A 25,393-nucleotide genomic window follows, 5' to 3' on the forward strand; every position below is an offset into this window, starting at 1 on the left:
ACGCGCCGCCCGCGTCCTCACCAGGAGACGGGCAGCGCGTCCACGCCGAAGACGGTCGCCGAGTACTTGAACGACAGCTCCTCGTCCGGGGCGTCCACGCGCAGGCCCGGGATGCGCTCGAAGAGGGTGCGCAGGGCGATCTCCAACTCGGCGCGGGCGAGGTTCTGGCCCAGGCACTGGTGGATGCCGTACCCGAAGGCGACGTGCGGGCGCGCCTCGCGGTGGATGTCGAACCGGTCGGGGTCGGGGAAGACCCGCTCGTCGTGGTTGGCGGACGCGCCGAGTACGAAGATGCCGTCGCCCGCGCCGAGCTTCCGGCCGCCGATCTCGATGTCCTGGGTGGCGGCGCGGTCGAAGCCGGCCCAGTCCACGATCGAGTGGAAGCGGAGCAGTTCTTCCACCGCGCCCGGCCACAGACCCGGGTCGTCAAGGAGCTGACGGAGCTGGTCCGGGTGGCGGACCAGGGACAGCACGCTGAGCGGGAGCATGTTGGCGGTGGTCTCGTGCCCCGCGACCAGCAGCAGGAACATCATGCCGACCATATCCTCGTGCGGCACGGCCCGCGCGGTGACGAGCCGTCCGAGCAGGTCGTCGCCCGGGGCCCGCTCCGCCTCGGCGACCAGGCCGCTCAGGAACTCGCGCAGTTCCCCGACCGCGGCCATCTGGCCCACCTCGTCGGGCGCGGTGAGCAGACGGCGGGTGCTGTTCTGGAAGAACTCCCGTTCGGAGTACGGGACGCCGAGCAATTGGCAGATCACCAGCGAGGGCAGCGGCAGCGCGAACGCCTCCACCAGGTCGGCCTGGGTGCCCTGGGCGAGCATGTCGTCGATCAGGCGGTCCGCGGTCGCCTGCATACCGGGCTGCATCTCCTTGATGCGCCGGTAGCTGAACTCCGGGATGAGCAGCTTGCGGTAGCGGGTGTGCTCCGGCGGGTCCATGTCGATGAACACGCCGTGACGCTGCCCGGCCAGCTCTTCGAGCATCTCGGGGGTCGGCGGGTCGGGGGACATGAGGGGCTTGGGGCTGCCGGGCGTGGTGGTGGCGGTGCTGATCGCCGGGCTGCTGAGCACTTGGCGGGCCTCGGCCCACCGGGTGACCAGCCACGCCTCGCCCCTGGGCAGTTTCGCCCGGACGACCGGCGCCTCGTCCCTCAGCTTCGCGTACTCCGCCGGTGGCGCGAACGGGCAGGTCCGTTGGACGGGAAAGTCCTGAGCCATAGTGTTGCTCCCTACTAGCCGGATCGCATTGCTTACTTACATGAAAGTAAGCAACGTGAAGCCGGTCGTCAAGCGCGGGAGAGATCATGGCAGGTCGGCGTTCGGACACTCGGGTACGGATTCAGCGGGTCGCCCTGGAGCTGTTCGCCGAACAGGGATACGAGAAGACGACCCTGCGCGAGGTGGCCGACCGGCTGCGGATCACCAGGCCGGCGCTCTACTACCACTACAAGGCCAAGGAGGACATCCTCGCCGGGGTCATGGCCGACCTGGCCGACTCGGTCGACGAACTCAACGACTGGGCCCGCGCCCAGCCCGCCACCGAGGAGGCCAGGCGGGAGGTCCTGCGGCGGATCTTCGAGCTGCTGGACGGGCAGTGGCGTCCGCTGTTGCGGTTCATACAGGTCAACCAGGCGGTCATGCGGAAGATCCCGGCCGGGCAGCGGATGCGCGACAGCTTCCTGGCGATGCTCGCCATCTTGGCCACGCCGGAGATGGACCCGGCCCAGCGCTTCCAGGTGATGCTCGCGGTGGTCGCGATCCTGCTGGGCAGCGTCCCGATCATCGACATGGGCCTGACGGACGACGAACGGGCCGGAGTGGCGTTGCAGGCGGCTTTCAAGCTGATCGGCGGCCTGCCCGGGGACGACGGTGATGACGTTACCGCCGGTCCGGACGGCGGAAAGGGGCCGGTCGCGAGGTAGAATATTTGCATGGTTGCGCAAGTTCCTTCCGAATCCCCGGTCGTGTCCGTCGACTCGGTCGTGGAAGTGTTGAAGGCGATCGCCGATCCAATCCGTTTCCAGATCCTGCACGCGGTCTCGTCGCAGGAATACCGCGTCGGGCAACTCGCCGAGAAATTGGGCGCGCATGTCGCCGCGGTCTCCCAGCATCTGGCCAGACTACGCGCGGCGGGGTTGGTCAGTTCCCGCCGCGATGGCACCCGGGTCTACTACCGCATCGCCAATTCGCACGTCGGCGGCCTGCTCGCCGAGGCCGGACTGCTGACCGGCTATGTCACGGGCGTGATCGAGGACGACGATCCACCGCCTCCTCTCGTCCCGCCCAGGCCCAACGTCCCGCTCGATCCCCGACTACACGCCGTCTGATCCGGCGGGCAGGCATCGCATTCTCGGCCCGATTTCCGAGTTAATGGGATTGATCCTGACAAGGCGGGGTCTTATCGGGATTATCTCCGGTGACGCGTGATTTTGGGCCGGGAATACCCTTGGTTGGGAGCCGAGTTGTGCGGCGGCTGTAATCGTTTCCTTTCAGAGGTTTCCATGGGCTGCGGGGATGAATGTCCATCGCATTCCCCAAAGGCCGGTATTTCTGGAAGGAACGCGATTAATGGGGGAAAATCACCTTTCCGTGGCGGTGCGCGGCACGGCCGCCGTACTGGGCGTCCTGTGCGCCGCGGCAGCGGCCCTGCCTGCGGCGGCGTCCGGTAAGCCGGTGCCGGGCAAGCCGGCGGGCGGCCACCACTACCTGGTGGCCGTCCACAGCGGTCACGTGCTGATGGCCGAGACCAGGGGGGACGCCGACCGCCGTGGCGTGCTCCAGGCGGGGTTCGGCGAGGACGCCACCCGGCAGTGGCGGATCGTCCGGCTGGCCTCCGGGTGGGGCCTGGTCAACCGGCGTACCGGCAAGTGCGCCGGCGTGCCCGGGCGTCCGCACGGCCGCCTGCTGCAGATCGCCTGCGGCGAGGACGGCGTGGCCGACCGGCGGGCCGCCTGGGAGTTCTCCGACTACCGCGCGATGCGCGACGGCGATCCCGTCATGCTCCGCTCCCGCCACAACGGCCAGTGCATGGACGTCTACGGCGGCTCGCGCGACGAGTACGCCGTCGTCCAGCACTATGGCTGCCACGGCGACGCCCACCAGCGCTTCCGCGTCGTGAACGTGCCTGGGGACTGACCCCCGCAGGCCGGCGGGTCCGTCCCTCAGCGGGCGGACGCGCCGGCCGGCTCCGGGGCGGGCACCAGCCCGTGCTCGGTCAGCTCCCAGTGGTGCCTGCGGCTGCGCCGCATGAGCTGGACCAGCGCGCGGAAGGCCGCCGCGCTCATCAGCACCCAGTACAGCGGGACCACCAGCATCGTGCGGACCGCCCCGTGCAGCCCGCGTTCCATGCACCCGGCCATGTGCGCGAGCACCAGCAGCAGGTTCCCGGCGATCATCGCGATCGTGCCCGCGTAGAGGGCCGGGGCGCAGAACAGCGCCTCGATCGGGCGCGGACCGGCGGCCAGGTAGATCGCGGTCAGCACCCAGAAGACCGGATTGAGCAGCGGGGCCAGCGCGGCGAAGCCCACGGTGAACTGGAAGCTCCAGAACCCGCGCCAGCCCAGCTCGCGCCGGAGCGCGCCGGGCGAGCGCATGTGCACCAGCCAGGTCTGCAGGTAGCCCTTGATCCAGCGGCTGCGCTGGCGCAGCCAGTTGCCGAGGCGACTGTTGGCCTCCTCCTCGGTCACCGAGTCCATGATCCGCACGCTCCAGCCGCGCCGCGCGATGCGAATGCCGAGGTCGGCGTCCTCGGTGACGTTGTACGGGTCCCAGCCGCCCAGATCCCGCAGCGCGTCCCCCCGGAAGTGGTTGGAGGTCCCGCCGAGCGGGATCGGCAGCCGGTACCGGTCCAGGCCGCGCAGGAACAGGCTGAAGTTCACCGCGTACTCGGCGGCGAAGCACCTGGTCAGCCAGTTCGTCCACGGGTTCCAGTACTGGAGTTCGGCCTGCACGCAGACCATCCACCGCGGCGAGCCGCGGAACACCGCCACCGCCTTGCGCAACTGGTCGGGGTCGGGCCGGTCCTCCGCGTCGTAGATCACGCAGAACTCGCCGGTGGCCATGCCCAGCCCCACGTTGCACGCCTTGGGCTTGGTACGCGGCCCGCCCGGCGGGACCGGCACGACCGTGCAGGCCGGTGGCAGTACGCCGGGCAGCGCGGCGGCGGTCTCCTCGTCGTCCTCCTCGATCAGCAGCAGGATCTGGAGCCGGTCGGCCGGGTAGTTCAGCGCCGCCAGGTGGCCGAGCAGCGCGGGCAGCACCCGGCCCTCCCGGTGCAGCGGGACCAGCACGGTGTACCGGGGCAGCGCCTCGTCGGGGGGCAGTTCGGCGACGCGCAGCACGCGCGCCTCCCCGGACCCGAAGATCAGGAACAGCTTGACGCCGATCCCCACCACGTAGAGCACCGCCGCCGCGACCACGGCCGCGGTCACCACGGCCATGCCCGCGTCCAGCAGCACGGCCAGGGCGAGCCCGCCCGCCAGTACGCCGAGCGCCACCCGCTGCCCCCGGCTGAGCGTGACCCGGGCGCTGCCGTCGTCCATCGGCTCGTTCACGATCCCGCCTTGGCCCGGTAGACGACCCGGTCGGTGTCGATGTACGCCCGCGTGTAGTCGCGCAGCGCCGTCGTACCGTGCAGCGCCCGGAACACCCGGTCGGTGTTGCCGGGAGTGCGCCGCATATGAATCCACTGGATCCCCGCGCCGCGCGGGTCGGCCAGCGCGGCGGCCCACCGCCGGAAGCTGCCCTCGTAGACGATCGAGCGCGTGGGCAGATGTGAGTGGAACATCACGGTCTCGTTTCCGAAGGAGTGCATGAGCACGGCGCCGCCGTCGTAGTTCGCCCGCAGCCAGGAGGCGGCCCCCAGCGCGCCGCGCGCCACCCGCCCCGCCTGGAACGCCTCCGCCTCGCGCCGGGCGTCCACGCCGTGCGCGACCGTGGCCGCCGTGGCCACCGCGCAGGCGGCGACCACGACGCCGGGCACCGCCCAGCCGCGCGCCCAGCGGGTCGCGCGGGTCGCGTGGGTCCAGGTCGTACCGGCGGCGAGCCCGCCGGCCAGCAGCGCCACCGGCAGGATCATGACCAGCCCGAACCGCACGTTGTAGAGGTCGCCGGTGATCTCCTCGACGTGCAGCGGACGCTGCCCGGTACGCAGCGCCCACACGAACACCGGCACCAAGGCCAGCACCAGCAGCGGCGCGGGGTCGCGGCGGCGCAGCACGTACGCGGCCAGGCCGGGGACGGCCAGCAGCAGGACCAGCGGGCCCAGGTTGCCGAGCACGGCGTAGCCGTAGGTGAGCAGTGCGGTCCACCAGTCGTTCGCGGCGGCCTCGCCCTGCGCGACCCACAGGGACGGCTTGGCGAACTCGCCGGAGTAGAAGTACAGCGGATCGTTGAAGATGACGGCGTTCCAGATGACCCACAGCGCGATGCCGGCGAAGGCCGGGGTGGCGTAGAAGATCACGTTCGCCTCGACTCCGCGCGGCTGCCTCGCCGGGCGTGCGTCCCGCCAGGTGGTCCAGGCCACGACCGCCATCACGAGCAGGGCCAGCGCCCATGCCTCGTAGCGGGTGAGCGTCGCCGCGAGCGCGGCGATCGCGGTCGCGGCCAGGGACCGGTAGGAGCGGGTGGCCCGCCAGCGGGTGAGGTGGTGGACGGTGGCCGCCACGCAGCAGAGCAGCAGCGACTCGGTCATGGGGGTGCTCTGCAGGTAGAGGACGCCGGGGCAGAGCGCGAACACCGCGCCCGCCGTGATGCCCGCCTTCCGGCAGTCGGTGAGGTCCCGGGCGGTCTTGTAGACGTAGCGGGTGGCCAGGACGTAGGCGGCCATCGAGATCAGCGTCGCGGCCAGGCCGGAGTGGTACCACGCGTCGATCCACACCAGCGGCAGCGAGAGCAGGTGGGGGAGCGGCAGCCACACGCCGCCGAGCTGGGCCAGGCCGGGCGTGGGGGAGTCGACGACGCGCCGCGCGATGAGCAGGTGGGAGATCGCGTCGGGGTAGGCGAGCCGGGACGCGGCGAAGCCGTGCCACGCGGCCAGCGACAGCACGATGGCGGCGAGCGTGACCAGGGCGAGGGTCCGGTCCCGGGCCTTCGGCCGCCTGGGCCGCCATGGCATGGCCTTGCCCAGGGAGGGCGGCGGGCCGAGGCGGGTCAGCGCCGCCCGCAGGTGGTGTCTCCAGGGGGCGGCCGGGGGTGGTTCGGTGCGGGGCGGGCGGGGTTCGGCCGGGGCCGGGGGCTGCGGGTCGCGTGGGGTGAACGGCCGGGTGCTGCCCGGACGCCTGGCGGGCACCCTGCTCGGCGGCTCCAGCGGGCGGCGCAGGATGCGGATGTCCCCGCCGTGGCTCCTGGTCAGCAGCCGCAGGGACAGCGTCGCCGCCTCCACCCCCAGGTCATGCCGTTCCAGGACGTGGCGGTCGAACAGCTTGTACGCGCAGTCCGCCTCGCGGGCCCGGCCGAGCAGCGTCCGGGGCGGCCGGAGCCGGTACCCGACCACCACGTCGGCCCGTTCCCGCCCGGCCTCCTGGATGATCTCCGGCAGCCGGTGCGCGCCGAACCGGGCGTCCGGGTCGATCAGGAGGATCCGCTCGGCGTGGGTGCGTTCCAAGGCGAAGGCGACGCCGGTCCGCACGGCCGATCCGTGTTCCGCGCCCGGTGTCTGGTACGCGACGCGCACCCGGCCGGGGAACCGGGCGGCCAGGTGTTCCGCCATCCGGCCCTCGCCGGGGTCCCGGCCGGTGTCGTCGGCGACGATGATCACGCAGTGCTCCGCGTCCTCCATCGTGGCGAGGAGGTCCTCGACGGTGGCCGCAAGGTCGGCTTCGTCGCGGCATGTGGGCATCACAATGGCCACGCTCACGCGAAACCCCCCAAATCACAAAAGCCCCACCAGTTCCCTCACGACTCCCCGAAGAGCCGCCACACATATCCGACGTGTAGCAAGCTGGCGGATCCCGGCCGACAGTACGCATGCGACAGGGCCGTATCTCGCCGAACACGCCGGACAACAGACCCTGTTGGCGGAAGGGTCGGTATTTCCGGGATTTCATGCCTGCTGGATGGGCTGGCGGATAACGTTTCCCGGGCGGGGGAGATCCTTCGCCGGGCGCGAAGAGATCGCACGTCAGGCCGCTGTAGGCCGCTGTAGGCCGCGCCGGGCGGGGCGCGCCCGGGGGTGCGTATCTGAGTCTTGCAAGCAGTCGGGTATACCGGATGAATGACATTTCATTCGCAAGTCGCAAATAACGTCATCTCGCATCGTTTAGCCGGATTATTACCACAGAAACGTAATCGTGCTGTGACATGTCCGCTTTATTCTTCCGGAGAGATTCGCAGCGGCTCGCGGGTGGGGAGGGAGTCGTGCGCCTGGCGGCCGGGCGAGTGGCGCTTGTCCAGCGACGCGCTCACCCCGGAAGACGGACCGGGCCCGTTCTGGCGGGCCCGGTAGGGGGAGCGATGACGTTCGTGCAGATGGTCGTACTGCTGGCGGTACTCGGTTCGGGCGGCCTCGCCGCCTATCTCGCCGGTCGCTGGATCGTTCCAGAGGGCCATGTGGGCGTGGTCCGCCAGATCCGGGGCCCCGCGCACGGCGATCCGCGGTTCCGCCGGGTCACCCCCTACCGGGCCCGGGGCATCCACGCCGCCACCCTGCCCGCCGGGCGGACCGCCTGGCTGATGCCCGGCTTCTGCACCGTCGAGTTCGTGCCCTGGGTGCGCATCCCGGAGGGCCGGATCGGCCTGGTCACCGCGCTCGAAGGGAGCAGGCGCCCGGCCGAGCGGCCATTCGGCATGCCGGTCGCGTGCGACGACTTCCAGGACGGCGTGGCCTTCCTGCGCGGGGGCGGCGAGCAGGGCAGGCAGGTCGCGACGCTGCCGGGCGGCGCGTCGTACCGGATCAACACGCTGCTGTTCGAGATCGAGACCGTGCCCCGGACGTACGTGCCGCCCGGCACGGTCGGGCTCGTCCTGGCCGACGCGGGGCTGCCGTGCCCGCCGGGCATGCCGTTCGCCCGGCACGTCGCGTGCGACGACTTCCAGGACGGCGCGGCCTTCCTGCGCGGGGGCGGCCAACGCGGCAGGCAGCCGGCGATCCTCGCCGGTGGGGCGCATTACGACATCAACCGGGCGCTGTTCGAGGTGATCACCACCGATGACGCCGACATGCTCAACGACCAGGCCGCCGCCCGGCAACTACGGGAGATCGCGATCCCGGCCCGGCACGTCGGTGTGGTGATCACCTCCGCGGGAGCCGAGCCGGGGGCGGGGGAGCCGGTCGGGCCCCTGGTCGAGGGCCATGACGGCTACCGGCTGCCGTGGGTGTTCCTGGAACGCGGCGGCCGGCGCGGGGTGCAGCGGGAGACCCTGCCGCAGGGCTCGGTCCACCCGCTCAATCCGTGGTTCGCGGCGGTGCTGCCGGTCCCGGTGCACCCGCTGACCGTGCGGTGGGGCCCTGGCGCCGGTGACCTGGTACTCCCGCCGATCGACCTCGCGATGGCGGGCGGCGGGCTGGTGCGGCCCAGGCTGGCGATGACGTTACGCGTGCCGCCGGAGGCCGCGCCGGGAGTGGTGGCGGAGTTCGGCGGCCTGCGCGAGGCGGACCGCGACTGCCTGGGCGGCCTGCTGGAGGACCCGCTGACCATCAGGCGTTTCGCGGCGGGCGTGCTCGGCCCCGTGGTGGCGGAGTGCTTCGCCGACGTCGTGGCCGAAGCCACGGTGGGCCTGGTCGAGGCCCTGGAGTACCGGATCGGTGCGGCCCTGCGAACCTGGGGGGTCGAGGCGATCCGCATGGATTTCGCGGGTTTTGAGGTGGTCCGGTACGGCAGGGCGGTCCCGGCGGGTTCGTCGTCCGCCTCGCCGGGCTCATTCGGACAGGGCACTGGCCTCCCGGCCGTGGACGATGATCGCGTACAGGACCAGTACGTCAACGGCGATGATGACCAGTGACCACCACGGGTTCACCGCGAGCCAGATGAGCTGGGTGACCGCGTTGATCACCACCAGCACGACCGCGACCAGGCGTGCCCAGGTCTGGCCGACCGACAGGGCGATGCCGGTGGCCAGCAGCAGCGCGCCGAAGATCAGGTGGATCCAGCCCCAGCCGGCGATGTTGAACAGCAGCAGGCGGGACGGCGTCTGCACGTACAGGTTGCTGTTCACGATGGCGTAGAGGCCGCTGACGATGTTGAAGATGCCGACCATGATCAAAATGATCCCGGCGAACCACACCCAGCCGACCCAGCCCGTGATGGCCTGCCTCGGATGTCCGGTCTGATAGGTCATCGCGTCCTCCCCCTTGAACCTGCTCCGTACCGCTGAACCTGCTCCGTACCGCGTCGGGGGTCGCGCGGTGCCGGTGGATGGTGATTCCTCCTATATCGGTGACCTTAGCAACGCCTGCGGGACCCGGCCGGAGGCGCGGACAAAAGTACGGATGTGTTTGCCCAATGCCGGATTTACCGGCACGGTTGCGGGCGACTTTCGCGAAACCTGGTGCGGGTGCGCGCGGGCGGCGTAGCGTTGCCGCCATGGCCAAGGTTCGGCTCTCCGGCGCGCAGGCCACGATGCTCGCCACCCTCTACGGCAGAGCGGTGGACGCCCGGTCCCCCCGGCCGCTCCTGCACGACACGGCGGCCCTCGAAGCGGTCGAGCGGCTGGAGTTCGACTTCGCCACGACCGGGATGCGCCGCGGCGACGAGGTCGGCGTCGCGCTCCGGGCCGCTCACCTGGACACCTGGACCCGCGAATACCTGGCCGCCCACCCCCAGGCCACCGTGCTGCACCTGGCCTGCGGCCTGGACAGCCGGGTGCAGCGGGTCGATCCCGGGCCGGGCGTCCGCTGGTACGACGTGGACTTCCCCGACGTGATCGACCTGCGCCGCCAGGTCTTCCCCGACCCGCCGGGCGCCCACCCGTACGAGATGGTCGCCTCCTCGGTGACCGACCCCGCGTGGCTCGCGGACGTGCCCGGCGACCAGCCGGTCCTGGTGGTCGCCGAGGGCCTGACGATGTACCTCAAACCGGACGAGGGCGCGGCGCTGCTGCGCCGGATCGTGGACCACTTCCCTTCCGGGCAGTTCGTGTTCGACGCGTTCAGCAGGCGGGGCATCAAGTGGCAGAAGCTGAACGGGCCGGTTCAGGCCGCCGGGGCGACCCTGTACTGGGGGATCGACTCCCCGGCCGAGCTGGAGGCGATCCAGCCGGGGCGGCTGCGCTGCGTGACGTCGATGGGCGCGTTCGACCTCGATGGGTACGACCGGCTGCCGGCGCGGCTGCGGGTGGTCGCGGCGATCGGCAGATGGCTGCCGCTGATACGCGATATGTCGGTGTTCTACCGGCTGGAGTTCTGAACACCTGGTGCCGGACCCTTGGGGCCGGGCCCGTTTTGGAACGAAACACTCAGCAAACCCGCAGGGAGAAGCGCTGGTACGGTACAGGTCGGCGACATAGCGTGGTCGAGGTCTGACCGGAGTGCGGCCGCTGTGGCCGCCGAGCTTGGAAGGGGACGGATGGCCTCCCAATCGAGCAACGCGGGAGGCCGGATGCGCCGGCTCGCCATCTTCATCGCCGCCGCTGTGGTGGTGGTCGTGGTCGCCACTGTGATCTTCGTCCGCTCCCAGCAGTCCGGCGGGCCCGGTGGGTCTAGTGGGGCCGCGCAGGGTCCGCGTCTGACGCCGCCGACCGGTGCGTGGTGGGGCATGTACGTGCCGCCGCCCCGGGAGGGCACGCTGCTGTCAACGATCACCGGCGTGGAACGGACGATCGGCCGCCGGCTCGACATCGTGTTCACGTACCACGACATGTCGCCCACGGACAACGGCATGCTGCTCAAGGCCGACGAGCCGCAGATCGGCGAGGACCGCATCCTCCTGCTGAGCTGGGAGGCCAAGGTCTGGTCGGAGAACCGCGAGATCCCCTGGCGGCAGATCGCCGACGGCTCGCTCGACGCCACGGTCATCGACCCGCAGGCGCGGCGGGTCAAGCAGTACGGCAAGCCGGTCATGATCGGCTTCGACGGCGAGATGGAACGCAAGACCGGCAGCGGCGAACCCGCCGACTACATCGCCGCCTACCGGCACATCCACGACCGCTTCAAGGAACTGGGCGTGACGAACGTGGACTGGGTGTGGGCGGTCACCGGGTACGAGGAGTACCAGTCGAAGTGGAAGGCGTTCTACCCCGGGCACGAGTACGCCGACTGGATCAGCTACGACCCCTACAACTTCGGGCCCTGCAGGGACGCGCCCTGGAAGAGCTTCGAGGAGACGCTGAAGCCCACGTATGACTGGTTCCAGAAGAACGGGTTCGCGGAGAAGCCGATCGTGATCGGCGAGTACGGCACCGAGGCCGATCCGGACCGTCCGGACGCCAAGGCCGAGTGGTATCGCGGCATTCCGGACGCGCTGGCCAAGATGCCCAACATCAAGGCGCTGTTGCAGTGGAACGCGGTCCTTGAGGACCAGCGCGGCTGCGACTTCCGCCTCCAGGGGCCGGGCGTGATGGAGGCGTTCGGGGCGGCGGGCAAGGACGCGCACGTCAACCAGCCGCTGCCGTAGGCAGGTTGCCGGGGAGACTGGTGCGGGGGCGACTGGACAGGTAGGAAATTTCCTACCTATAGTGGGTCGCATGAACATCACCCATGCTCAGTTCGTGACCCTGCCCGTCGCCGACCAGGACCGCGCCAAGGACTTCTACGTCGGCACCCTCGGCTTCGACCTGGTCGCCGACCAGCGGATGGGGCCGGTCCGCTGGCTCCAGGTCGCCCCCAAGGGCGCGCAGACCGCCTTCACCCTGGCCGCCGCCGAGCAGGGCTTCACGCCCGGGACCGCCCGGGGCATCATGCTGCAGACCACCGACCTCGACGCCGACTGCGCCCGCCTCGCCGAGGCCGGGGCGGCGGTGGAGGGCCCGGCCGACCACCCGTGGGGACGCCAGGCGACCGTCACCGACCCCGACGGCAACGCGTTCATCCTCGCCGCTCCCGCCGCTCCCGCCGCTCCCGCCGCTCCCGCCGGTGCCTGATCCGCGATGACTCATGTCGATGTGACCGAGGAGGACCGGGTGTTCGCGGCCCTGGCCAGCCCGGTGCGCCGCGAAGTACTGCGGATGCTGCGCGACCAGGGACCGCAGCCGGTCGCGGAGATGGCCGGGCACTTCGACATGGCCAGGCCCAGCTTCTCCGAGCACCTGCGGGTGCTGCGCGAGGCCGGGCTGGTCAGCGAGCGCAAGGAGGGCCGCCGGCGGTTCTACCGGCTGGAGGCGGTGCCGTTGCACGAGGTGCAGGAATGGCTCAACCCGTTCGAGCGGTACTGGCGGGAACGCCTCGCCGGGCTGCGCGACGTACTCGACTCGCTGCCTGACGATCCGGAAGGGGCTGCTTCCCGATGAACGATACGGACATGCCGATCACCATGGACGCCGACGACCTGACCACCGTACGCGTCGACCAGTTCCTGGCCCATCCGCCGGGCAAGGTGTGGCGGGCACTGACCGAGCCGGAGCTGCTGGCGCGCTGGCTGATGCCGGGGGACTTCCGGCTGGAGGTCGGGCATCGGTACACGATGAAGGCGGCGGCGGTGCCGGTGACGGGGTTCTCCGGCACCGTACTGGCCGAGGTACTGGGGTTCGAGGCTGGGAGGATGCTGCGAATCGGCTGGCGCGACGCCGACCCGGCGGGCGGGATCGAGGTGGACTGGACGATCACCTGGACCCTCGAACCGGAGGGCACCGGCACCCGCCTCTTCCTGCTCCACGAGGGCTTCGACCCCGACCACCCGCTCCAGCAGAAGGCCCGCGCCATCATGGGCGGCGGCTGGCGCACGGGCGTCATGCGCAGCCTTCGCACCACGCTGGAATCCATGTGACGCCCTGATCCGCCGTGCCGGGGCGGTGAGGCCAGTACGGCGGAGCCCAGTACTCCCGAAGCGCCGTGCTCCCTCCCGCCCGGTATCCGGCATCCCCCGTGCGCCGTGCCCCTCGCCGTCCCCCCACCAGCCACAAGCCCCCTATCCACCCTTCACACCGTTGAAGAGCGCGCCACCGTTCGATGGCGTCCCACCGCCCCTCCGGGGCACCGCCCGCCTCCGGCGGAACGGCGCGCTCCCACGCGCAAAGGCCCTCGCTGACGCTCGGCCTGTTCTTCCTCATGTCGGGCTCCGCCCGACGCTGGCGCTCCTAGTTGGTCACCCCCACACACGTGGGGGTGAATCTCAGGTGCGCGTCAATGGTGGCGTCCTGAAGTTGTGCTCCCCACACCTGGGGGTGAATCGAACCCTGGCCTACGCATTACGAGTCGGTTCGGGTGGTTCGATAGGTTGGCCGGGGTTCGGAACTGGAAAGACGAACCTCGGTGAACCCCCCTGAACTCCTGTGAACTGCAACCGTGGAGCGCTTCCTCGCTCCCTCCCGGACACCAGAGCCTCCCCTTGCCCACCTTCCTGCGTAGCCGTACTGTCACGCTAGGCAGTGGGCGAGACGAGGGGGCAAGATGAGCGCCACATACGGTGACCACGAAGGCAAACCAAAAGAGGACAAACCCTTCGACCCCAAGGCCGGCAACGCTGACGGCAAGGACACCGCAGACGGAGTACCGCCGCCGGGCAAGCACGCGAAGCCCAAGCCCAAGAAGGACGAGGACAAAAAGTAGCCCCTGTGGACCCCTCCATCGGCCGGCGGATCGACGACATGATCGCCGACCTCCCCGGCCCTCTCAGCCCGAAGGTGCAGGCAGCGCTACGCGCCGTACCACGCCACCTGTTCGTGCCCCCGATCGCGGTCGCCGACGACTCGCCCCGCCGCGTCATCGACCGCGACACCGACCCGGACGAGTGGTGGCGCACCGTCTACGCCAACGTTCCGATCATCACCCAACTGGACGACGGCGCCTCCCCTCTGGCCGATGCCACCGGGCGGGCCACCTCCTCCACGTCCGCCCCCGGCACCGTCGCCGACCTGCTCGGCCTGCTGGAAGCCGGTCCCGGCCAGCGCGTCCTGGAGGTCGGCACGGGCACCGGCTGGACCGCCGCGCTGCTCACTCACCTGGTCGGCGAGACCGGCACGGTGACCTCCATCGAAGTGGATCCAGCGGTAGCCGAGCAGGCCGCGAAGAACCTCGGCGAGGCCGGAGCCCGGCCTCGCCTGGTCGTCGGAGACGGCGCGCACGGCCACCCCGGCGGCGCGCTCTACGATCGGGTACACATCACCTGCGGTATCCGCTATGTGCCGTACGCCTGGGTCGAGCAGACCCGGCCGGGCGGGGTGATCGTTCTGCCATGGTGCCCGGAGTTCGGTGAGGACCACTCCCTCCGGCTCGTGGTCACGCCGGACGGCATCGCGCACGGCCGGTTCCCGGGCTACGCCTCCTACATGCTCATGCGATCCCAGCGGGTCCAGCCGTGGCAGGCCGGTGACGGCATCCGTGCCACCTCCCAGCTCGACCCGCGCGTCGTGTGGCACGCACCGCCCGGGGCTCATCTGGCCATCGCGGCCATCACCGGGTTGCGCTCCTACGCTGAGGAAGACGACGGCGAGCTGACCCTGTGGGCGATCGATCCCGACACCCCGGGCCGGTGGGCAGCCGCCCGGTCCGCGCCCGGCGACGTCGAGTTCGCCACCTATCAGGTCGGAGACCGGCCACTGTGGGACGAGGTCACCGACGCCTACCGCCGGTGGGTGGACCGGGGCCAGCCCGGCCGCGACCGTTTCGGGATGACGGTCACCCTGGATGGGCAACAGGTGTGGCTGGACACGCCGGAGCAGCCGATTGGGTAACCGATCGGCTGGAGCCTCCCCTTGATCAGGGTGTGATCAGCGCGCACAGCTCTATCGCGACCGGTAGGGCTCGCGCCTGCTCCGGCAGCGCGGAAATAGCCCAGTCATCACCGCGGATGCCGCGGGCCCGCTCGACTGGGAAGGTGATCGGATCGTCGCCACCGTGGCGGTCGGTCCTGCCATGTTCCTGTACACCTTGGCGAAGGCCCGATAGTCCTCCACGGTGGTCCTGGCTGGTGTGAACGCCTTGACGGTGGCGGGGATCAGATCCCATTCGGGTGGTCCGACCGAGCATCGCTTCAGGTCCAGGGGCACCATGCGGCCGTCACTTCGAGCGTGGTTCCGTGGCGGTGGGGTGGCGGTTCTCGCCTCCAGGTGACCGCCTGCCCGTTCACGTTCACAGGCTGCCGGATGCCGGGCAGGGCCTGGGCGGCGGGCACCTGGCGGGCACGAGTGGGCTGAAGGCTCTGCCGGGCTTTGTGCCGGAGCGGAGGCAGGTCAGGGGTGGGTCGAGGGGCGTACCAGGCCGGTCTCGTAGGCGAAGACCACGACCTGTGCCCGGTCCCGTAGTCCCAGCTTGAACAAGACGCGGCTCAGATGCGTCTTCACCGTGGCCTCGGCCAGGTGCAGCGCTGTGGCGACCTCGGCGTTGGACAGCCCGTGCGCCACCTGCACCAGTACCTCGTGCTCGCGGGCGGTCAGTAGTGCCAGCCGTTCGTCACGCGCGGGCGCGCCGGGCATGAGCTGGGGCGCGAACCGTTCCAGCAGGCGGCGGGCGATGCGCGGCGACAGGGCGGCCTCGCCGGACGCCACGTTGCGGATCGCGGTAAGCAGCTCGACGGGCCGGGTGTTCTTCGGCAGGAATCCCGCCGCGCCCGCCCTCAGCCCGGCGAAGGCGTACTCGTCCAGGTCAAAGGTGGTCAGGATGAGCACACGTGAACGTGGGCAGTCCCTGACGATGCGCCGCGTGGCCTCGATGCCGTCCAGGCCGGGCATGCGCACGTCCATCAGTACCACATCAGGACGCAGCCGCCTGGCCATCGTGGCGGCCTCCTCTCCCTCGCCCGCCTCGCCGGCGACCTCCATGTCCGGCTCGGCCTCGATCACCATGCGAAAGGCCGAGCGCAGCAAGGACTCGTCGTCGGCGATCAGTACCCGGATCGTCATGCCCCTCCGCCCTTCAGGTCGAGACCGGCCGCCACGCGCCAGCCGCCGCCACGCAGCGGACCGGCCTCCAGCATCCCGCCGTAGGCGGCCACACGTTCGCGCATCCCGGCCAGCCCCCGCCCATGGGCCGCTTCCCGCCCGAAGCGTCCGGGGCGTCCGTCGTCGATGATCTCCACCTCCGCGCGCTGCGGCGTCAGGTTGACCCGTACCTCGGCCGTCGCGCCCGGTGCGTGCTTGAGCGTGTTCGTCAGCGCCTCCTGAGCCAGCCGATAAATGGTGAGCTGCGCTGTGGGAGGGATCGCCTCGGCATCGCCTGCCACATGCAGGTGGGTCGGCAGCCCGGCCGCGCGCATCTGGTCGGCGAGCGGGACCAACTGGGCGATCCCGGGCGCCGGATCGAGCGACGGTTCCCCGCTGAGGGAGCGGCGCATGTCCGCGAGCGCCTGGCGGCCGGTCTCGGCGATCCGCTCCAGGGCGGTGCCCGCCTGCTCAGGGGCGCGGTGCCGTACATGGGCGGCGCTGTCGGCGAGGGCCACCATGACCGACAGGTTGTGGGTGACGATGTCATGCATGTCGCGGGTGATCCGCGCCCGTTCCTCCGCCGCGGCGAGGCGTTCCCGCTGCTCACGGTCGCGTTCGAGCGAGTCGACGTACGCCCGCCGCGCCCCCGCCCACAGTCCGGTGGTGAGGGCGGCGGCGCCCATCGCGGTCATGGCCAGCACCGAGATGGGGAACTGGCCGGGCGGTGCCCACCGCGCCGCGGCCAGCACCACCCCGGCCTCCAGTACGAGGGCCGCGAGCAGCCTCTGCCGCCCCGGGCGGTACGCGGCCACGGTGTAGAGGGCGACCAGCAGGCTGACGTCGGCGGGAAGCTGCACGCCGGCGGCCCACTGGAGCGCGGCGGCCACGGAGATCGCGCAGAAGACCACCAGCGGAGCGCGCCGCCGCCACACCAGGGGCGCCACCAGGGCCACCTGAAGCGCGAGCACCCGTATGTCGCCGGTGGTCATGACCTGCCCGGGGCCGAGTGTGGTCAGGAAGATCACGGCTGCCAGCAGCGCGTCGGCGAGAACGGGCTTCATGCGCTCACCCTAGTTGGCCTGGGGGTTCACCCCCATCCTGCGCAAGGTGGACCATATGGGCGTCTCATCCGAAAGTCGCACCCCCGGGTCAGCCGTCCGCCGGTCGTCCGGCATCGAGGCTCGCTGCGAACCTGGCCGCATGTTCCTCTTCACGAAAGCCGTCGCGGTCACGAAGGCCGTCGCGGTCATGAAAGCCGCCGTGGTGTCCCTCGCGGTGTCCATGACGCCCGCCGGCCCCGTCACCCTGACCCTCCCTGAGCCGTACGGGCCGTACGCCGTCGGCACGGTCGCGATGCGCCTGGTGGACCGCTCACGCCCCGATCCCCTGGTCAGGTCGAAGTCCTACCGGGAGCTGATGGTCAGCCTGTGGTACCCGGCGAAGAACACCGGCCGGGCACCGGCCCCGCACATGGCCCCCCTGGCCGCGGCCGACTGGAACCGCCGCTCCGCACCGCCCATGGGCATCCCGAAGGGCACGGTGAACTGGGCGGCCACCGCCACCCACGCCCGCCCCGGTGCGCCGGTCGACGGCCGTGCGGGCAGGCTGCCCGTCGTACTCTTCAGCTCGGGGGACGGCGGGCCCCGAACCCTCGGCACCACGCTGGTCGAGGACCTGGCCTCGCGCGGGTACCTGGTCGTGACCGTGGACCACACCTACGAGGCCGACCAGGTGGAGTTCCCGGGCGGGAGGCTCGTGCGCGCGCTTCCCCTGCCGGACAAGCTGACCCCGCGGGTCCTCGCCAAGCTGCTCATCCAGCACAGCAAGGCCCGTCTGGCCGACGTCCGCTTCGTCCTCGGACAGCTCAAGGAACTCGGGCAGCTCAGGGGACTTGGACAGCTCAGGGGACTTGGACAGGTCGGCGCGGGACGCGGGCAGCTCGGCGGACTCCGGCTGCCCGAAGGGTTGCGTGGCGCGGCCGACCTGTCCCGGGTGGGGGTGCTCGGGCAGTCGCTGGGCGGCTCGGTGGCCGCCCAGCTCGCCCACGACGACGCCCGGGTGGACGCGGGCGTCAATCTCGACGGCGCCTATGTCGGCCCGGTCGCCAAGACCGGCGTGGCCAAGCCGTTCCTGCAGATGGCGGCGGAAGCCCACACCCGGGAGAGCGAGCCCACCTGGAAGTCCTTCTGGCAGGCTTCGCGCGGGTGGAAGCGGGAGTTGCGGTTCAAGGGCGCGGCCCACGGTTCGTTCACCGACCTGCAGGCATTGCTGCCACAGATCCCGGGCGAGACGCCTTTCGGCGACTTCGTGGGCACGATCGACCCGCAGCGCTCCCTCGCGGCGCAACGCGCCTATATCGCCGCCTTCTTCGACCTGCACCTGGCCGGCAAGTCCACTCGCATGTTCGACGCGCCCGATGAGCGCTTCCCCGAGGTGTCCCTCATCCCCTGAGAAGACCGTCCCACGACCTCCTCGCGCAGTCCGTCAAAGGATGTACGACGATTCATCACCCGCGACGAGGTGACCGCCCCCAGACTCGGCCATCATCGAAGGCAATGGGGGTTCAAAGGGGGATAGTTTCGTGATCCTAGCGATCATCATCGCCTGTGAGATCGGGTTCTGGGCCCTGCTCGGCCTCGGCCTGGCCGCCCGCTACCTGTGGCGGATGCGGAGGCTCAGCAATGCTCTCCTGCTGAGCCTCCCGCTCCTCGACCTGGTCCTGCTCGTGGCAGCCGTGATCGACATGCGCGCGGGAGCCGTGGGGAGCATTCAGCATGGCCTCGCCGCCGCCTACATCGCGTACTCCATCATGTTCGGTCACCGCACCATAAAGTGGGCCGACGCGAAGTTCGCGCATCGTTTCGCCAGCGGCCCGCCGCCGCGCAAGCCGCCCACCGAGAAACGAGCCAGGGCGCGCTATGAGTGGGGCGTCTGGCTGCGCATCATGGCCGCCTACGCGATCACCTGTGCCGTACTGCTCGGCGTCATCTGGATGGTCGACGACCATTCGCGTACTTCGGCCCTCATCGAGTTCATGGCGAATCTGGGAAAGGTTCCGCTCATCGCGCTCATCTGGCCGGTCAGTTACTCGTACCAAGCCCGCAAGCCGACGGATGATTCCCCGTCAGAGGAGATCCCCGCCGAGCCGCCGAGGCATTGATGGAGACCGGCTTACCCCCGACCAAAGCCCCGACATAGGCGCCAAGGCAGCAGCCGGTCTCCTCATCGTGCTCGGCATTGCGGCCGCCCGCGTCGCCGATCCCCGGCCCGCGCTGCGCCGCGTCACCGCGCCCGTGCTGGTACTGCGCGGCTCGTGCGACTACCTGGCGCCCGAGGTCGCCCGGGAGTACGCCGACGTACTGCCGAACACCGTCCTCCGCCCGATCGACGGCGCCGGGCACGACATCGGCCACGACCGGCCGGACCGGTACCGGGAACTGCTCACCGCGTTCCTGCGCGGTGAGCGCCGGTGACCTATGGGGACCACTCCGGGGCCAGGATCGAGTGGACCACGGAGTCGCGGTACGAGCCGCCGATCAGCAGATGGCCCCGGATGCGGCCCTCCTCGATCATGCCCAGTTTGACCATGACGTGCCCGGAAACGACGTTCCGTGGCGACCGCGCACCCCACACCCGATACAGCCCGAGGTCGTCGAACCCGAGGCGGAGCAGCAGCCGGGCCAGCTCGGTGCCGAGCCCGCGTCCCCACAGATCGGCCCGCAGCGCGAACCCGATCTGCCCGCTGTTCTGCCCCGGATGCTGGGTGTCGATGGCCAGGCGGGCGAACGCGACCAGCTCGTCCGTGGCCGCGTCCACGGCCGCCAGCGAGTACTCCGTGCGCGGCTCGGCCAGCGCCGCCGCGATCACGGCCCGGACGGTCGTCTCGACCTGTTCCCTGCTCCGGGGCTCGAACGACATGTGCTCGACCACCTGGGGATCGCCGTAGACGCGCAGCAGCGCGTCCACATCCCCTTCGGTGAACTCGCGCAGTCGCAGGCGCTCGGAGTCGATCGTCACGGGATGCATGCGGCGAGGTTAGCGCCCGCGCGACAGCGCCGTACGCACTGAGACCTGACTGTACTGTTCGATCTCCTCCCGCAGGTCACGGGCCTGCGGGGTACGTGCGTACGCCGGGACGCGCAGGGCGTTGTGGACCCGCATGGCGCTCGCGACGATGCCCGCGTTGCGCTGGTCGGCGGGCAGGTCGAGTACGGGCCGCAGCGCCTCGGCCGCGCCGTCCAGGTCGCCGGTGTGCACCCGGGCAAGCGACTGATCGGCCCGCGCACCCGCCTCCCCCCCGAACGCCCGTTCGGCCGGGTCCGCCTCCGCATAAGCGCTCAGCGCCTCCCCGGCCAGCCGGTCCGCCCGCTGTTCGTTGCCGGGCAGCCAGACGAGGGTGTCGGCCGTGTAGTAGAGCTGGCGGGGGCGGTTGAAGCTCAGCACACCGCCGAATTCGTCCAGGTCATCGCTCTCCACGGCCTCGCGGGCGGCCTGGGCCCGATCAAGGGCCGCCTGGGCCTGCTCGCCGTCGCCGAGTACCGCCCAGGCCCGTGCCTCCTGCGCCGGTAGCCACACCGAGGACGAACCTCGGGTACGCGCGGCGAACTCCACCCCCGCCATCGCGTACCGGGCCGCGTCGTTCGGCCACCCGGCCCAGTAGGCGGTCAACGACTGGAGCCCGCGCGTCCACGCGCGCAGTCCGTCGTGCCCGGCGTTGTCGGCGCAGACGAACGCGGCACGGGCCTGGGTCAGGGCGGTGTGCGGGTCGCCCATGTCGTGGCTGGCCTTGGCCAGCATGCCCGAGGTGATTCCGGCGAGCAGATACAGTTCGACGGATTCTGTGGGTCGCTGGCGGCCCTCAAGCAGCCGGAACGCCACATCCTGACACTCGATCAGGTCGAACAGCAGAGTCGGGAGCGGTTGCAGCAGGTAGGCCCCCGCGATGCGGGCGGTCTCCTCGCGCAACTGGGTGAGCGTTTCCGGACCGACATTGCTGGCCTCGCTGGACGCCACGAATCTCCGTGCTCTGCGAGCGGCCATCTCTACCTCCGGTTGCAGACCGCCGACCGGCCGCCGCAGCGGTGGCACGATCGACGAGGGGATGAGCGGTTGCGGTTGTGGTTGCGGCTCTGGCGCGGCTTCGCTTACTTGATCACCAGGTACGGCGGCGTGGCCGGGGTCGCAGCGGATGACGATCTCTCGCTCGGCGGGCGGGAGCCGGTCCAGCGCCTCGGGGGCGAGCAGCCGCCTGGGCGTGGTCTGGTAGATCTCCGCCAGCGCGATGATCTGAACGGCGGACGGCGGGCGCGACGAAGGCCCCGGAAACAGTTCGATCCACGACAGGCCGGCCTGCGTGATCACCGTGGTAGGCGACCGTACCCGAATTCGGGCGGCCACTTCCTCCTGACTGAGCCCATGAGCCAGCCGGAACGACGCGAGAAGTGATCGCCCGGTTTGTGCCCGAATCTCTGCCGCTATTTCCTCCATACCGCGCCCTTGGGCGATCATTTGCGCCCTCAGCCGGTTTATATCCTGCCTGCCCCACTGTTTCCGCATTGAGAACTCCCTGGACGAGGCTCTGATAGCAGGTTTCCCCGCTCGTCCCGCGCAGGCAACCAGACGAATCGGACGTTCGCCGGGTTGATCGAGTGAAGGCGGCTCTGGGTGCCGGATCTCGGCAGCTCAGAGGTACTGCGGCCGGTATGGAAAGCACTTCGTGACCCTTAGTGACAGGGCGACTACAGATGGCATTTACTTGCGGGCACCGCAGCGCGGCGGCGGGAGTGGTTCTCGCCGGCCCGAATCGAGCGCGACAGAGGTGACGATGAAAGCCGGTATTCGCTCACAGCCATCCCAAAGATGGGCCATCGCCACCAATCATCCGATGCTTATTCACCCCTTTCTCGGGCAGTTCGGCCGTTGAGATGGATTCCCTCCTGCTGGCCTATCCAAGCGTCCGGACATCGGCGGCACCTGTCTCTCCCGCCGAACGTCTGCGAGCCGCGCTCACCGCGCGCGGCATCGGGTGCGTCCGCGTCTCCGGCACCGCCGAACACACCCGGCTGTCCTTGACCCCCGACCTCGTCGCGATCGTGGAGCGGGCGGGCCTGATCTGGTGGCGCAGCCCGCGTGTCAGCCGCCGTGGCCTTCCGCTGTACTGCGTGCGGTTCACGATCAAGGGCGCGGCCGACGGCCTCACCCGCGACTACGAACTACTCCTCCGGCCGACCGCACTCGACCGCCCAGAACTGGGCCGGACCGTACTCGCCCGCGCCACGCACCAGCAGAAAGGACGCCCGTGACTCCGCAGCCCCGCACCCGGATGGCGAGCCTCATGTATGTGATCGGAGGACTGAACGGTGAGCAATACTGAGGCCGTTGTCATGCCCAGACACCAGCCCACGGAGTACACCCTGGGCACGGTCACCCTCCCGGGCACCCACCGCGCCGTCGCGGTCGGCCGCCACTGGGCGGAAGCCCTGCTTGAGGCGGGCGGACGCAAGGGCAACGACGACGCCCTGCTCGTCCTGGACGAACTGGCCGCGAACGCGGTCACCCACACCCGCTCGGGCACGACGGGCGGACGGTTCGTGGTCGCACTGGTGGAGGCGGAGGAGGGCGGCGTACGGATCGAGGTGACGGACGAAGGCGCGGACACCGTTCCGGCTCCCCGCCACGACGACATGGACGCCCTGTCGGGACGCGGCCTCCAGATCGTGGCGGCCCTGGCGGCGGACTGGGGGGTCCGCGCAGCCGGGAAGGGGCGGCTGGTGTGGGCGCTACTGCGACCGGACACCGCCGATCCGGCCGTCGCCTGAAGCGCCCGCCGTCCGGACGCCGAGTTCAGCCGACCCGCTGGAGCGCGCGGGCGCGGCGGGCGGCCACGCTCGAACCGGACTCCCCGCGCGCCATCCGCCGCAACAGGACCGGCGCCAGGAGCAGGCCGAGCACCGCCCAGGCGCCCAGCACCCCCACGGTCTCCAGGTGCCGCCAGGACTCGCCGACCTCGACGGCGACCGCCGTGTCCGGCAGCAGGGCCGAGCGCATGCCGAGCCCCATCCAGTAGACCGGGAAGACCTGGGCGATCCACTGCAGCCACCCGGGTAGCGCGGTGAGCGGGTAGAAGATGCCGGAGATCCCGATCACGCCGAGGAACAGGAGCTGGATCAGCCCCAGGCCGCGGGCGCTGGGGAAAAGCGAGCCGAGTACCGCGCCCAGCGGCAGGGTCGCCAGCAGGCCGAGCGCCAGCACCCAGGCCAGGGTGGGCCAGGAGCCGGGGCCGATCCGCAGGCCCTCGACGAGGAGCATCCCGGGCACCAAAAAGATCACCAAGTCGGCGAGCAGGCCGCCGGACACGAGGATCACCTTGCCGAGAAGGTAGGCGGGCATGCCGTGCGGGGTGGCCTTGGCCCGCAGCAGGGTGCCGTCCTCACGGTCGGCGGTGAGCTGCTGGCCCATGCCGATCATGGCGGTGGCGGCGTTCATGCCGAGGATGCTCGGCAGCGCCAGCGCGCCCAGGAGCAGCCCACCGGTCCCGATCGGCAGATCCCTGATGAAGAACATGGTGACGATCATCAGCGCGGGCCACAGGAAGTGCGAGAACAGTTCGCCGCCGTTGGTGAACGACTGCCGCAACTCGATGCGGCCACGGGACCAGCCGGCGCGCAGTGCGGTCGTCGCGGGGTTCATCGGGTTCCCTCCTGGATCGTCTCGGCCTCACGGACCAGGGCGAGGTAGGTGTGCTCCAGGGAGGCCCGGTGGACCTCAAGTTCCTGAACCTCTTCGCCGTGGCGGGCGAACAGGTCGCGGGCGAACCCGGTGGAGTCGGTGGTCCGCTCCGTGAAGCGCCGCCCCGCGCACAGCCAGCGCACCTCGTCCTGACCGGCGATGCGGCGCGCGAGCTGGTTGGCCGTGCCGTCGGCGACGATACGGCCGCCGTTCAGGACGAGGATGCGGTCGGCCAGCTTCTCGGCCTCGTCCAGGTCGTGGGTGGTGAGCAGGACGGTGGTGTGGTGGTCGTCGGCCAGCCTGCGGACGAGGTCGTGGAACTCGTGCCTGGCCTGGGGGTCGAAGCCGGCCGTCGGCTCGTCGAGGAACAGCAGCTCGGGGCGGCCCACGATGCCGATGGCCACGTCCAGCCTGCGGCGCTGGCCGCCCGACAGCGTCTTGAGCTTCCTGTGCGCGTGCTCGGTCAGGCCGACGGCGGCGATCAGCTCGTCAGGGTCCCAGGGGCGCTGGATCTCGGGGGTGGTGTAGGCGGTGTAGTAGGTGCCCAGGTGGGCGAGAAGCTCGCGTACGCGCCATTTGCCGTGGTCGCGCCAGGACTGCAGGACGACGCCGATGCGGGCCCGCCACCGCTCGTCGCCGTGCGCCGGGTCGGTGCCGAGCACCGCCACCCGGCCCTGCGAGCGTATACGGAAGCCCTCAAGGATCTCGATCGTGGTGGTCTTACCTGCCCCGTTGGGACCCAGTAGGGCCAGGACCTCGCCGTGGCGGGCCTGGAAGGTGACATCGTGCAGGACGTCGACCGTGCCGTAGCGCATGCGCAGCCGGTCGACGTCGAGCGCGACTCCTTCGCTCTCCGTGCTCATTATATCTCTCTTCGTGTTCGTTCGGTGGCGCGGCGGGGCGCGATGACCGGTGCCGCCAAGGCCGTGCCGGGGAGGAGGGCGGTGAGGCCGGCCTACCAACGCTCGTGTTCGAGGGCCTCCCGGGTCTGTGCCATCAGCTCGGCCCGGTCGATGCCGGCCAGGGCGAGCGCGCGGGGGACGGTGCCGATCTCGGTGTCCAGGATGCCGAGCAGCAGGTGGGCGGGGCGCAGGTCCTTCTTGCCGGTGGCGGCGGCGAAGCCGCGTTCGATCGCGAGCCGGGCCGACGCCCCGAGCTTCGGCGGGTTCTTGCCCTCCCGGCTCGGCTCCGGGAGGTGGTAGGCGGTGCGGGACACGCCGACGGCGTTCAGGCTGTGCTCGAACTCCCGGTCAAGGGCCTGCCCGATCTCCTGTCCGCCGAGACCCGCCGCGCTCAGGACCCTGTGCGCGGCGGTGCCCTCGTGGGCGGCGATCGCCAGCAGGAGGTGGTGGGCCTCGGTCGCCGCGGAGCCGTCCGCCAGCGCCTCGGCCGCTCCGCGGACGATGACGTCGTTGATGTAGTGGTCCATCGCGCTCACTGTCGTCTCCTCAGCTTCACGCCGGCGGCGATGAGCCGTTTGACGTGCTTCTTGTGGACCGCCTGGCGGGTGACGCCGAGCGCCTCGGCGACGTCCGGCCAACTCCAGCCCGCGCGCATGGCCTGCTCCACGGCTGCGTCCTCCAGTTGGTCGGCCAGGCGCCGCAGTGCCGCCACGGCGGCCAAGGCGTCGGCGGGGTCCTGGGGTGCGGGTGCGTCTTCTGCCGACATGTAGCAACCGTAGTTGACTATTCTGCTGATAGTCAACTCCGGTTGCT

The 25,393-nt window shown here is 70.6% G+C and carries 28 protein-coding genes; 16 read left to right on the forward strand and 12 right to left on the reverse strand.

Annotated elements, in window-relative coordinates; genetic code table 11:
• Positions 1-17: 17 nt before the first annotated feature.
• On the reverse strand, positions 18-1,217 hold the full coding sequence (locus DP939_RS00930) for a cytochrome P450 (RefSeq protein WP_113977697.1): 1,200 nt from the start codon (positions 1,215-1,217) through the stop codon (positions 18-20).
• Positions 1,218-1,303: 86 nt separating this feature from the next.
• Here DP939_RS00930 and DP939_RS00935 point away from each other — a divergent pair, with 86 nt between their 5' ends.
• The 3 genes from DP939_RS00935 (at position 1,304) to DP939_RS00945 (ending at position 3,134) form a co-directional block, all read left to right on the forward strand.
• Positions 1,304-1,921, forward strand: a complete 618-nt coding sequence (locus DP939_RS00935; protein ID WP_113977700.1) for a TetR/AcrR family transcriptional regulator — start codon at positions 1,304-1,306, stop codon at positions 1,919-1,921.
• A gap of 9 nt (positions 1,922-1,930) precedes the next feature.
• Complete coding sequence (locus DP939_RS00940) at positions 1,931-2,326, forward strand: ArsR/SmtB family transcription factor (RefSeq protein ID WP_113977702.1); 396 nt, start codon at positions 1,931-1,933, stop codon at positions 2,324-2,326.
• A gap of 241 nt (positions 2,327-2,567) precedes the next feature.
• The gene (locus DP939_RS00945) at positions 2,568-3,134 is read left to right on the forward strand and encodes an RICIN domain-containing protein (protein WP_158578417.1); all 567 of its coding nucleotides are present in this window, start codon (positions 2,568-2,570) and stop codon (positions 3,132-3,134) included.
• Positions 3,135-3,160: 26 nt separating this feature from the next.
• Here the strand turns inward: DP939_RS00945 and DP939_RS00950 are convergent, their stop codons facing one another.
• Both DP939_RS00950 and DP939_RS00955 read right to left on the reverse strand, forming a co-directional pair.
• On the reverse strand, positions 3,161-4,552 hold the full coding sequence (locus DP939_RS00950; RefSeq protein ID WP_199564889.1) for a glycosyltransferase family 2 protein: 1,392 nt from the start codon (positions 4,550-4,552) through the stop codon (positions 3,161-3,163).
• Positions 4,549-6,855 carry a glycosyltransferase family 2 protein gene (locus DP939_RS00955; RefSeq protein ID WP_147267805.1) on the reverse strand — a complete coding sequence of 769 codons (2,307 nt, stop codon included), beginning with the start codon at positions 6,853-6,855 and terminating at the stop codon, positions 4,549-4,551. The genes DP939_RS00950 and DP939_RS00955 overlap by 4 nt, the downstream gene beginning before the upstream one ends.
• Positions 6,856-7,451: 596 nt before the next feature.
• Here DP939_RS00955 and DP939_RS00960 point away from each other — a divergent pair.
• Complete coding sequence (locus DP939_RS00960; RefSeq protein WP_113977713.1) at positions 7,452-8,939, forward strand: SPFH domain-containing protein; 1,488 nt, start codon at positions 7,452-7,454, stop codon at positions 8,937-8,939.
• On the opposite strand, the gene DP939_RS00965 is transcribed toward DP939_RS00960, so the two are convergent.
• On the reverse strand, positions 8,856-9,275 hold the full coding sequence (locus tag DP939_RS00965) for a DUF7144 family membrane protein (protein ID WP_113977715.1): 420 nt from the start codon (positions 9,273-9,275) through the stop codon (positions 8,856-8,858). The two genes, DP939_RS00960 and DP939_RS00965, sit on opposite strands and share 84 nt — an antisense overlap.
• A 245-nt stretch (positions 9,276-9,520) precedes the next feature.
• Between DP939_RS00965 and DP939_RS00970 the strand changes: the two genes are divergently transcribed.
• The 7 genes from DP939_RS00970 to DP939_RS00995 all read left to right on the forward strand — a co-directional run bounded on the left by DP939_RS00970 (position 9,521) and on the right by DP939_RS00995 (position 14,762).
• Positions 9,521-10,342: a class I SAM-dependent methyltransferase gene (locus DP939_RS00970; protein WP_113977717.1), complete on the forward strand. Its 822-nt coding sequence runs from the start codon at positions 9,521-9,523 to the stop codon at positions 10,340-10,342.
• A gap of 159 nt (positions 10,343-10,501) precedes the next feature.
• Complete coding sequence (locus DP939_RS00975; protein ID WP_147267806.1) at positions 10,502-11,548, forward strand: glycoside hydrolase family 26 protein; 1,047 nt, start codon at positions 10,502-10,504, stop codon at positions 11,546-11,548.
• A 70-nt stretch (positions 11,549-11,618) separates the two neighbouring features.
• Positions 11,619-12,014 carry a VOC family protein gene (locus tag DP939_RS00980; protein ID WP_113977721.1) on the forward strand — a complete coding sequence of 132 codons (396 nt, stop codon included), beginning with the start codon at positions 11,619-11,621 and terminating at the stop codon, positions 12,012-12,014.
• A gap of 6 nt (positions 12,015-12,020) precedes the next feature.
• Positions 12,021-12,380, forward strand: a complete 360-nt coding sequence (locus DP939_RS00985) for an ArsR/SmtB family transcription factor (RefSeq protein ID WP_113977724.1) — start codon at positions 12,021-12,023, stop codon at positions 12,378-12,380.
• Positions 12,377-12,856: an SRPBCC family protein gene (locus DP939_RS00990; RefSeq protein ID WP_225877983.1), complete on the forward strand. Its 480-nt coding sequence runs from the start codon at positions 12,377-12,379 to the stop codon at positions 12,854-12,856. The genes DP939_RS00985 and DP939_RS00990 overlap by 4 nt, the downstream gene beginning before the upstream one ends.
• Positions 12,857-13,479: 623 nt before the next feature.
• Positions 13,480-13,638: a hypothetical protein gene (locus DP939_RS45920; protein WP_158578418.1), complete on the forward strand. Its 159-nt coding sequence runs from the start codon at positions 13,480-13,482 to the stop codon at positions 13,636-13,638.
• A 5-nt stretch (positions 13,639-13,643) separates the two neighbouring features.
• Positions 13,644-14,762, forward strand: a complete 1,119-nt coding sequence (locus DP939_RS00995) for a methyltransferase domain-containing protein (protein WP_113977729.1) — start codon at positions 13,644-13,646, stop codon at positions 14,760-14,762.
• A 498-nt stretch (positions 14,763-15,260) separates the two neighbouring features.
• Here DP939_RS00995 and DP939_RS01000 read toward each other — a convergent pair whose 3' ends face one another.
• Together DP939_RS01000 and DP939_RS01005 are read right to left on the reverse strand one after the other, a co-directional pair.
• The gene (locus DP939_RS01000) at positions 15,261-15,929 is read right to left on the reverse strand and encodes a response regulator (protein ID WP_113977732.1); all 669 of its coding nucleotides are present in this window, start codon (positions 15,927-15,929) and stop codon (positions 15,261-15,263) included.
• A complete protein-coding gene (locus DP939_RS01005) occupies positions 15,926-17,011 on the reverse strand; it encodes a sensor histidine kinase (RefSeq protein WP_113977734.1) in 1,086 nt (361 codons plus the stop codon). Before DP939_RS01005 ends, DP939_RS01000 begins: the two co-directional genes overlap by 4 nt.
• 139 nt (positions 17,012-17,150) lie before the next feature.
• Here DP939_RS01005 and DP939_RS01010 point away from each other — a divergent pair, with 139 nt between their 5' ends.
• From DP939_RS01010 to DP939_RS01020, 3 genes are all read left to right on the forward strand, one after another.
• The gene (locus tag DP939_RS01010; RefSeq protein WP_113977736.1) at positions 17,151-18,401 is read left to right on the forward strand and encodes an alpha/beta hydrolase family protein; all 1,251 of its coding nucleotides are present in this window, start codon (positions 17,151-17,153) and stop codon (positions 18,399-18,401) included.
• A 130-nt stretch (positions 18,402-18,531) separates the two neighbouring features.
• Positions 18,532-19,110, forward strand: coding sequence for a hypothetical protein (locus DP939_RS01015; protein WP_199564890.1), 579 nt, complete (start codon positions 18,532-18,534; stop codon positions 19,108-19,110).
• Between the two features lie 67 nt (positions 19,111-19,177).
• The gene (locus DP939_RS01020; protein ID WP_113977738.1) at positions 19,178-19,423 is read left to right on the forward strand and encodes an alpha/beta fold hydrolase; all 246 of its coding nucleotides are present in this window, start codon (positions 19,178-19,180) and stop codon (positions 19,421-19,423) included.
• Position 19,424: 1 nt separating this feature from the next.
• Here DP939_RS01020 and DP939_RS01025 read toward each other — a convergent pair whose 3' ends face one another.
• Positions 19,425-19,976: a GNAT family N-acetyltransferase gene (locus DP939_RS01025; RefSeq protein ID WP_113977740.1), complete on the reverse strand. Its 552-nt coding sequence runs from the start codon at positions 19,974-19,976 to the stop codon at positions 19,425-19,427.
• A 9-nt stretch (positions 19,977-19,985) separates the two neighbouring features.
• A complete protein-coding gene (locus DP939_RS01030; RefSeq protein ID WP_225877984.1) occupies positions 19,986-21,311 on the reverse strand; it encodes a hypothetical protein in 1,326 nt (441 codons plus the stop codon).
• 563 nt (positions 21,312-21,874) lie between these two features.
• Between DP939_RS01030 and DP939_RS01035 the strand changes: the two genes are divergently transcribed.
• Complete coding sequence (locus DP939_RS01035) at positions 21,875-22,252, forward strand: hypothetical protein (protein ID WP_113977743.1); 378 nt, start codon at positions 21,875-21,877, stop codon at positions 22,250-22,252.
• 57 nt (positions 22,253-22,309) lie between these two features.
• Complete coding sequence (locus DP939_RS01040) at positions 22,310-22,768, forward strand: ATP-binding protein (protein ID WP_225877985.1); 459 nt, start codon at positions 22,310-22,312, stop codon at positions 22,766-22,768.
• Between the two features lie 25 nt (positions 22,769-22,793).
• On the opposite strand, the gene DP939_RS01045 is transcribed toward DP939_RS01040, so the two are convergent.
• The 4 genes from DP939_RS01045 to DP939_RS01060 all read right to left on the reverse strand — a co-directional run bounded on the left by DP939_RS01045 (position 22,794) and on the right by DP939_RS01060 (position 25,346).
• A complete protein-coding gene (locus DP939_RS01045; protein WP_113977748.1) occupies positions 22,794-23,639 on the reverse strand; it encodes an ABC transporter permease in 846 nt (281 codons plus the stop codon).
• Complete coding sequence (locus DP939_RS01050; protein ID WP_113977751.1) at positions 23,636-24,541, reverse strand: ABC transporter ATP-binding protein; 906 nt, start codon at positions 24,539-24,541, stop codon at positions 23,636-23,638. Before DP939_RS01050 ends, DP939_RS01045 begins: the two co-directional genes overlap by 4 nt.
• Before the next feature lie 92 nt (positions 24,542-24,633).
• On the reverse strand, positions 24,634-25,107 hold the full coding sequence (locus DP939_RS01055; RefSeq protein ID WP_225878056.1) for a Clp protease N-terminal domain-containing protein: 474 nt from the start codon (positions 25,105-25,107) through the stop codon (positions 24,634-24,636).
• Between the two features lie 5 nt (positions 25,108-25,112).
• Positions 25,113-25,346, reverse strand: coding sequence for a winged helix-turn-helix domain-containing protein (locus DP939_RS01060; protein ID WP_113977756.1), 234 nt, complete (start codon positions 25,344-25,346; stop codon positions 25,113-25,115).
• Positions 25,347-25,393: the final 47 nt, after the last annotated feature.

This window comes from Spongiactinospora rosea (genome assembly GCF_003315795.1).
GTDB classification, from domain to species: Bacteria; Actinomycetota; Actinomycetes; order Streptosporangiales; family Streptosporangiaceae; genus Spongiactinospora; species Spongiactinospora rosea.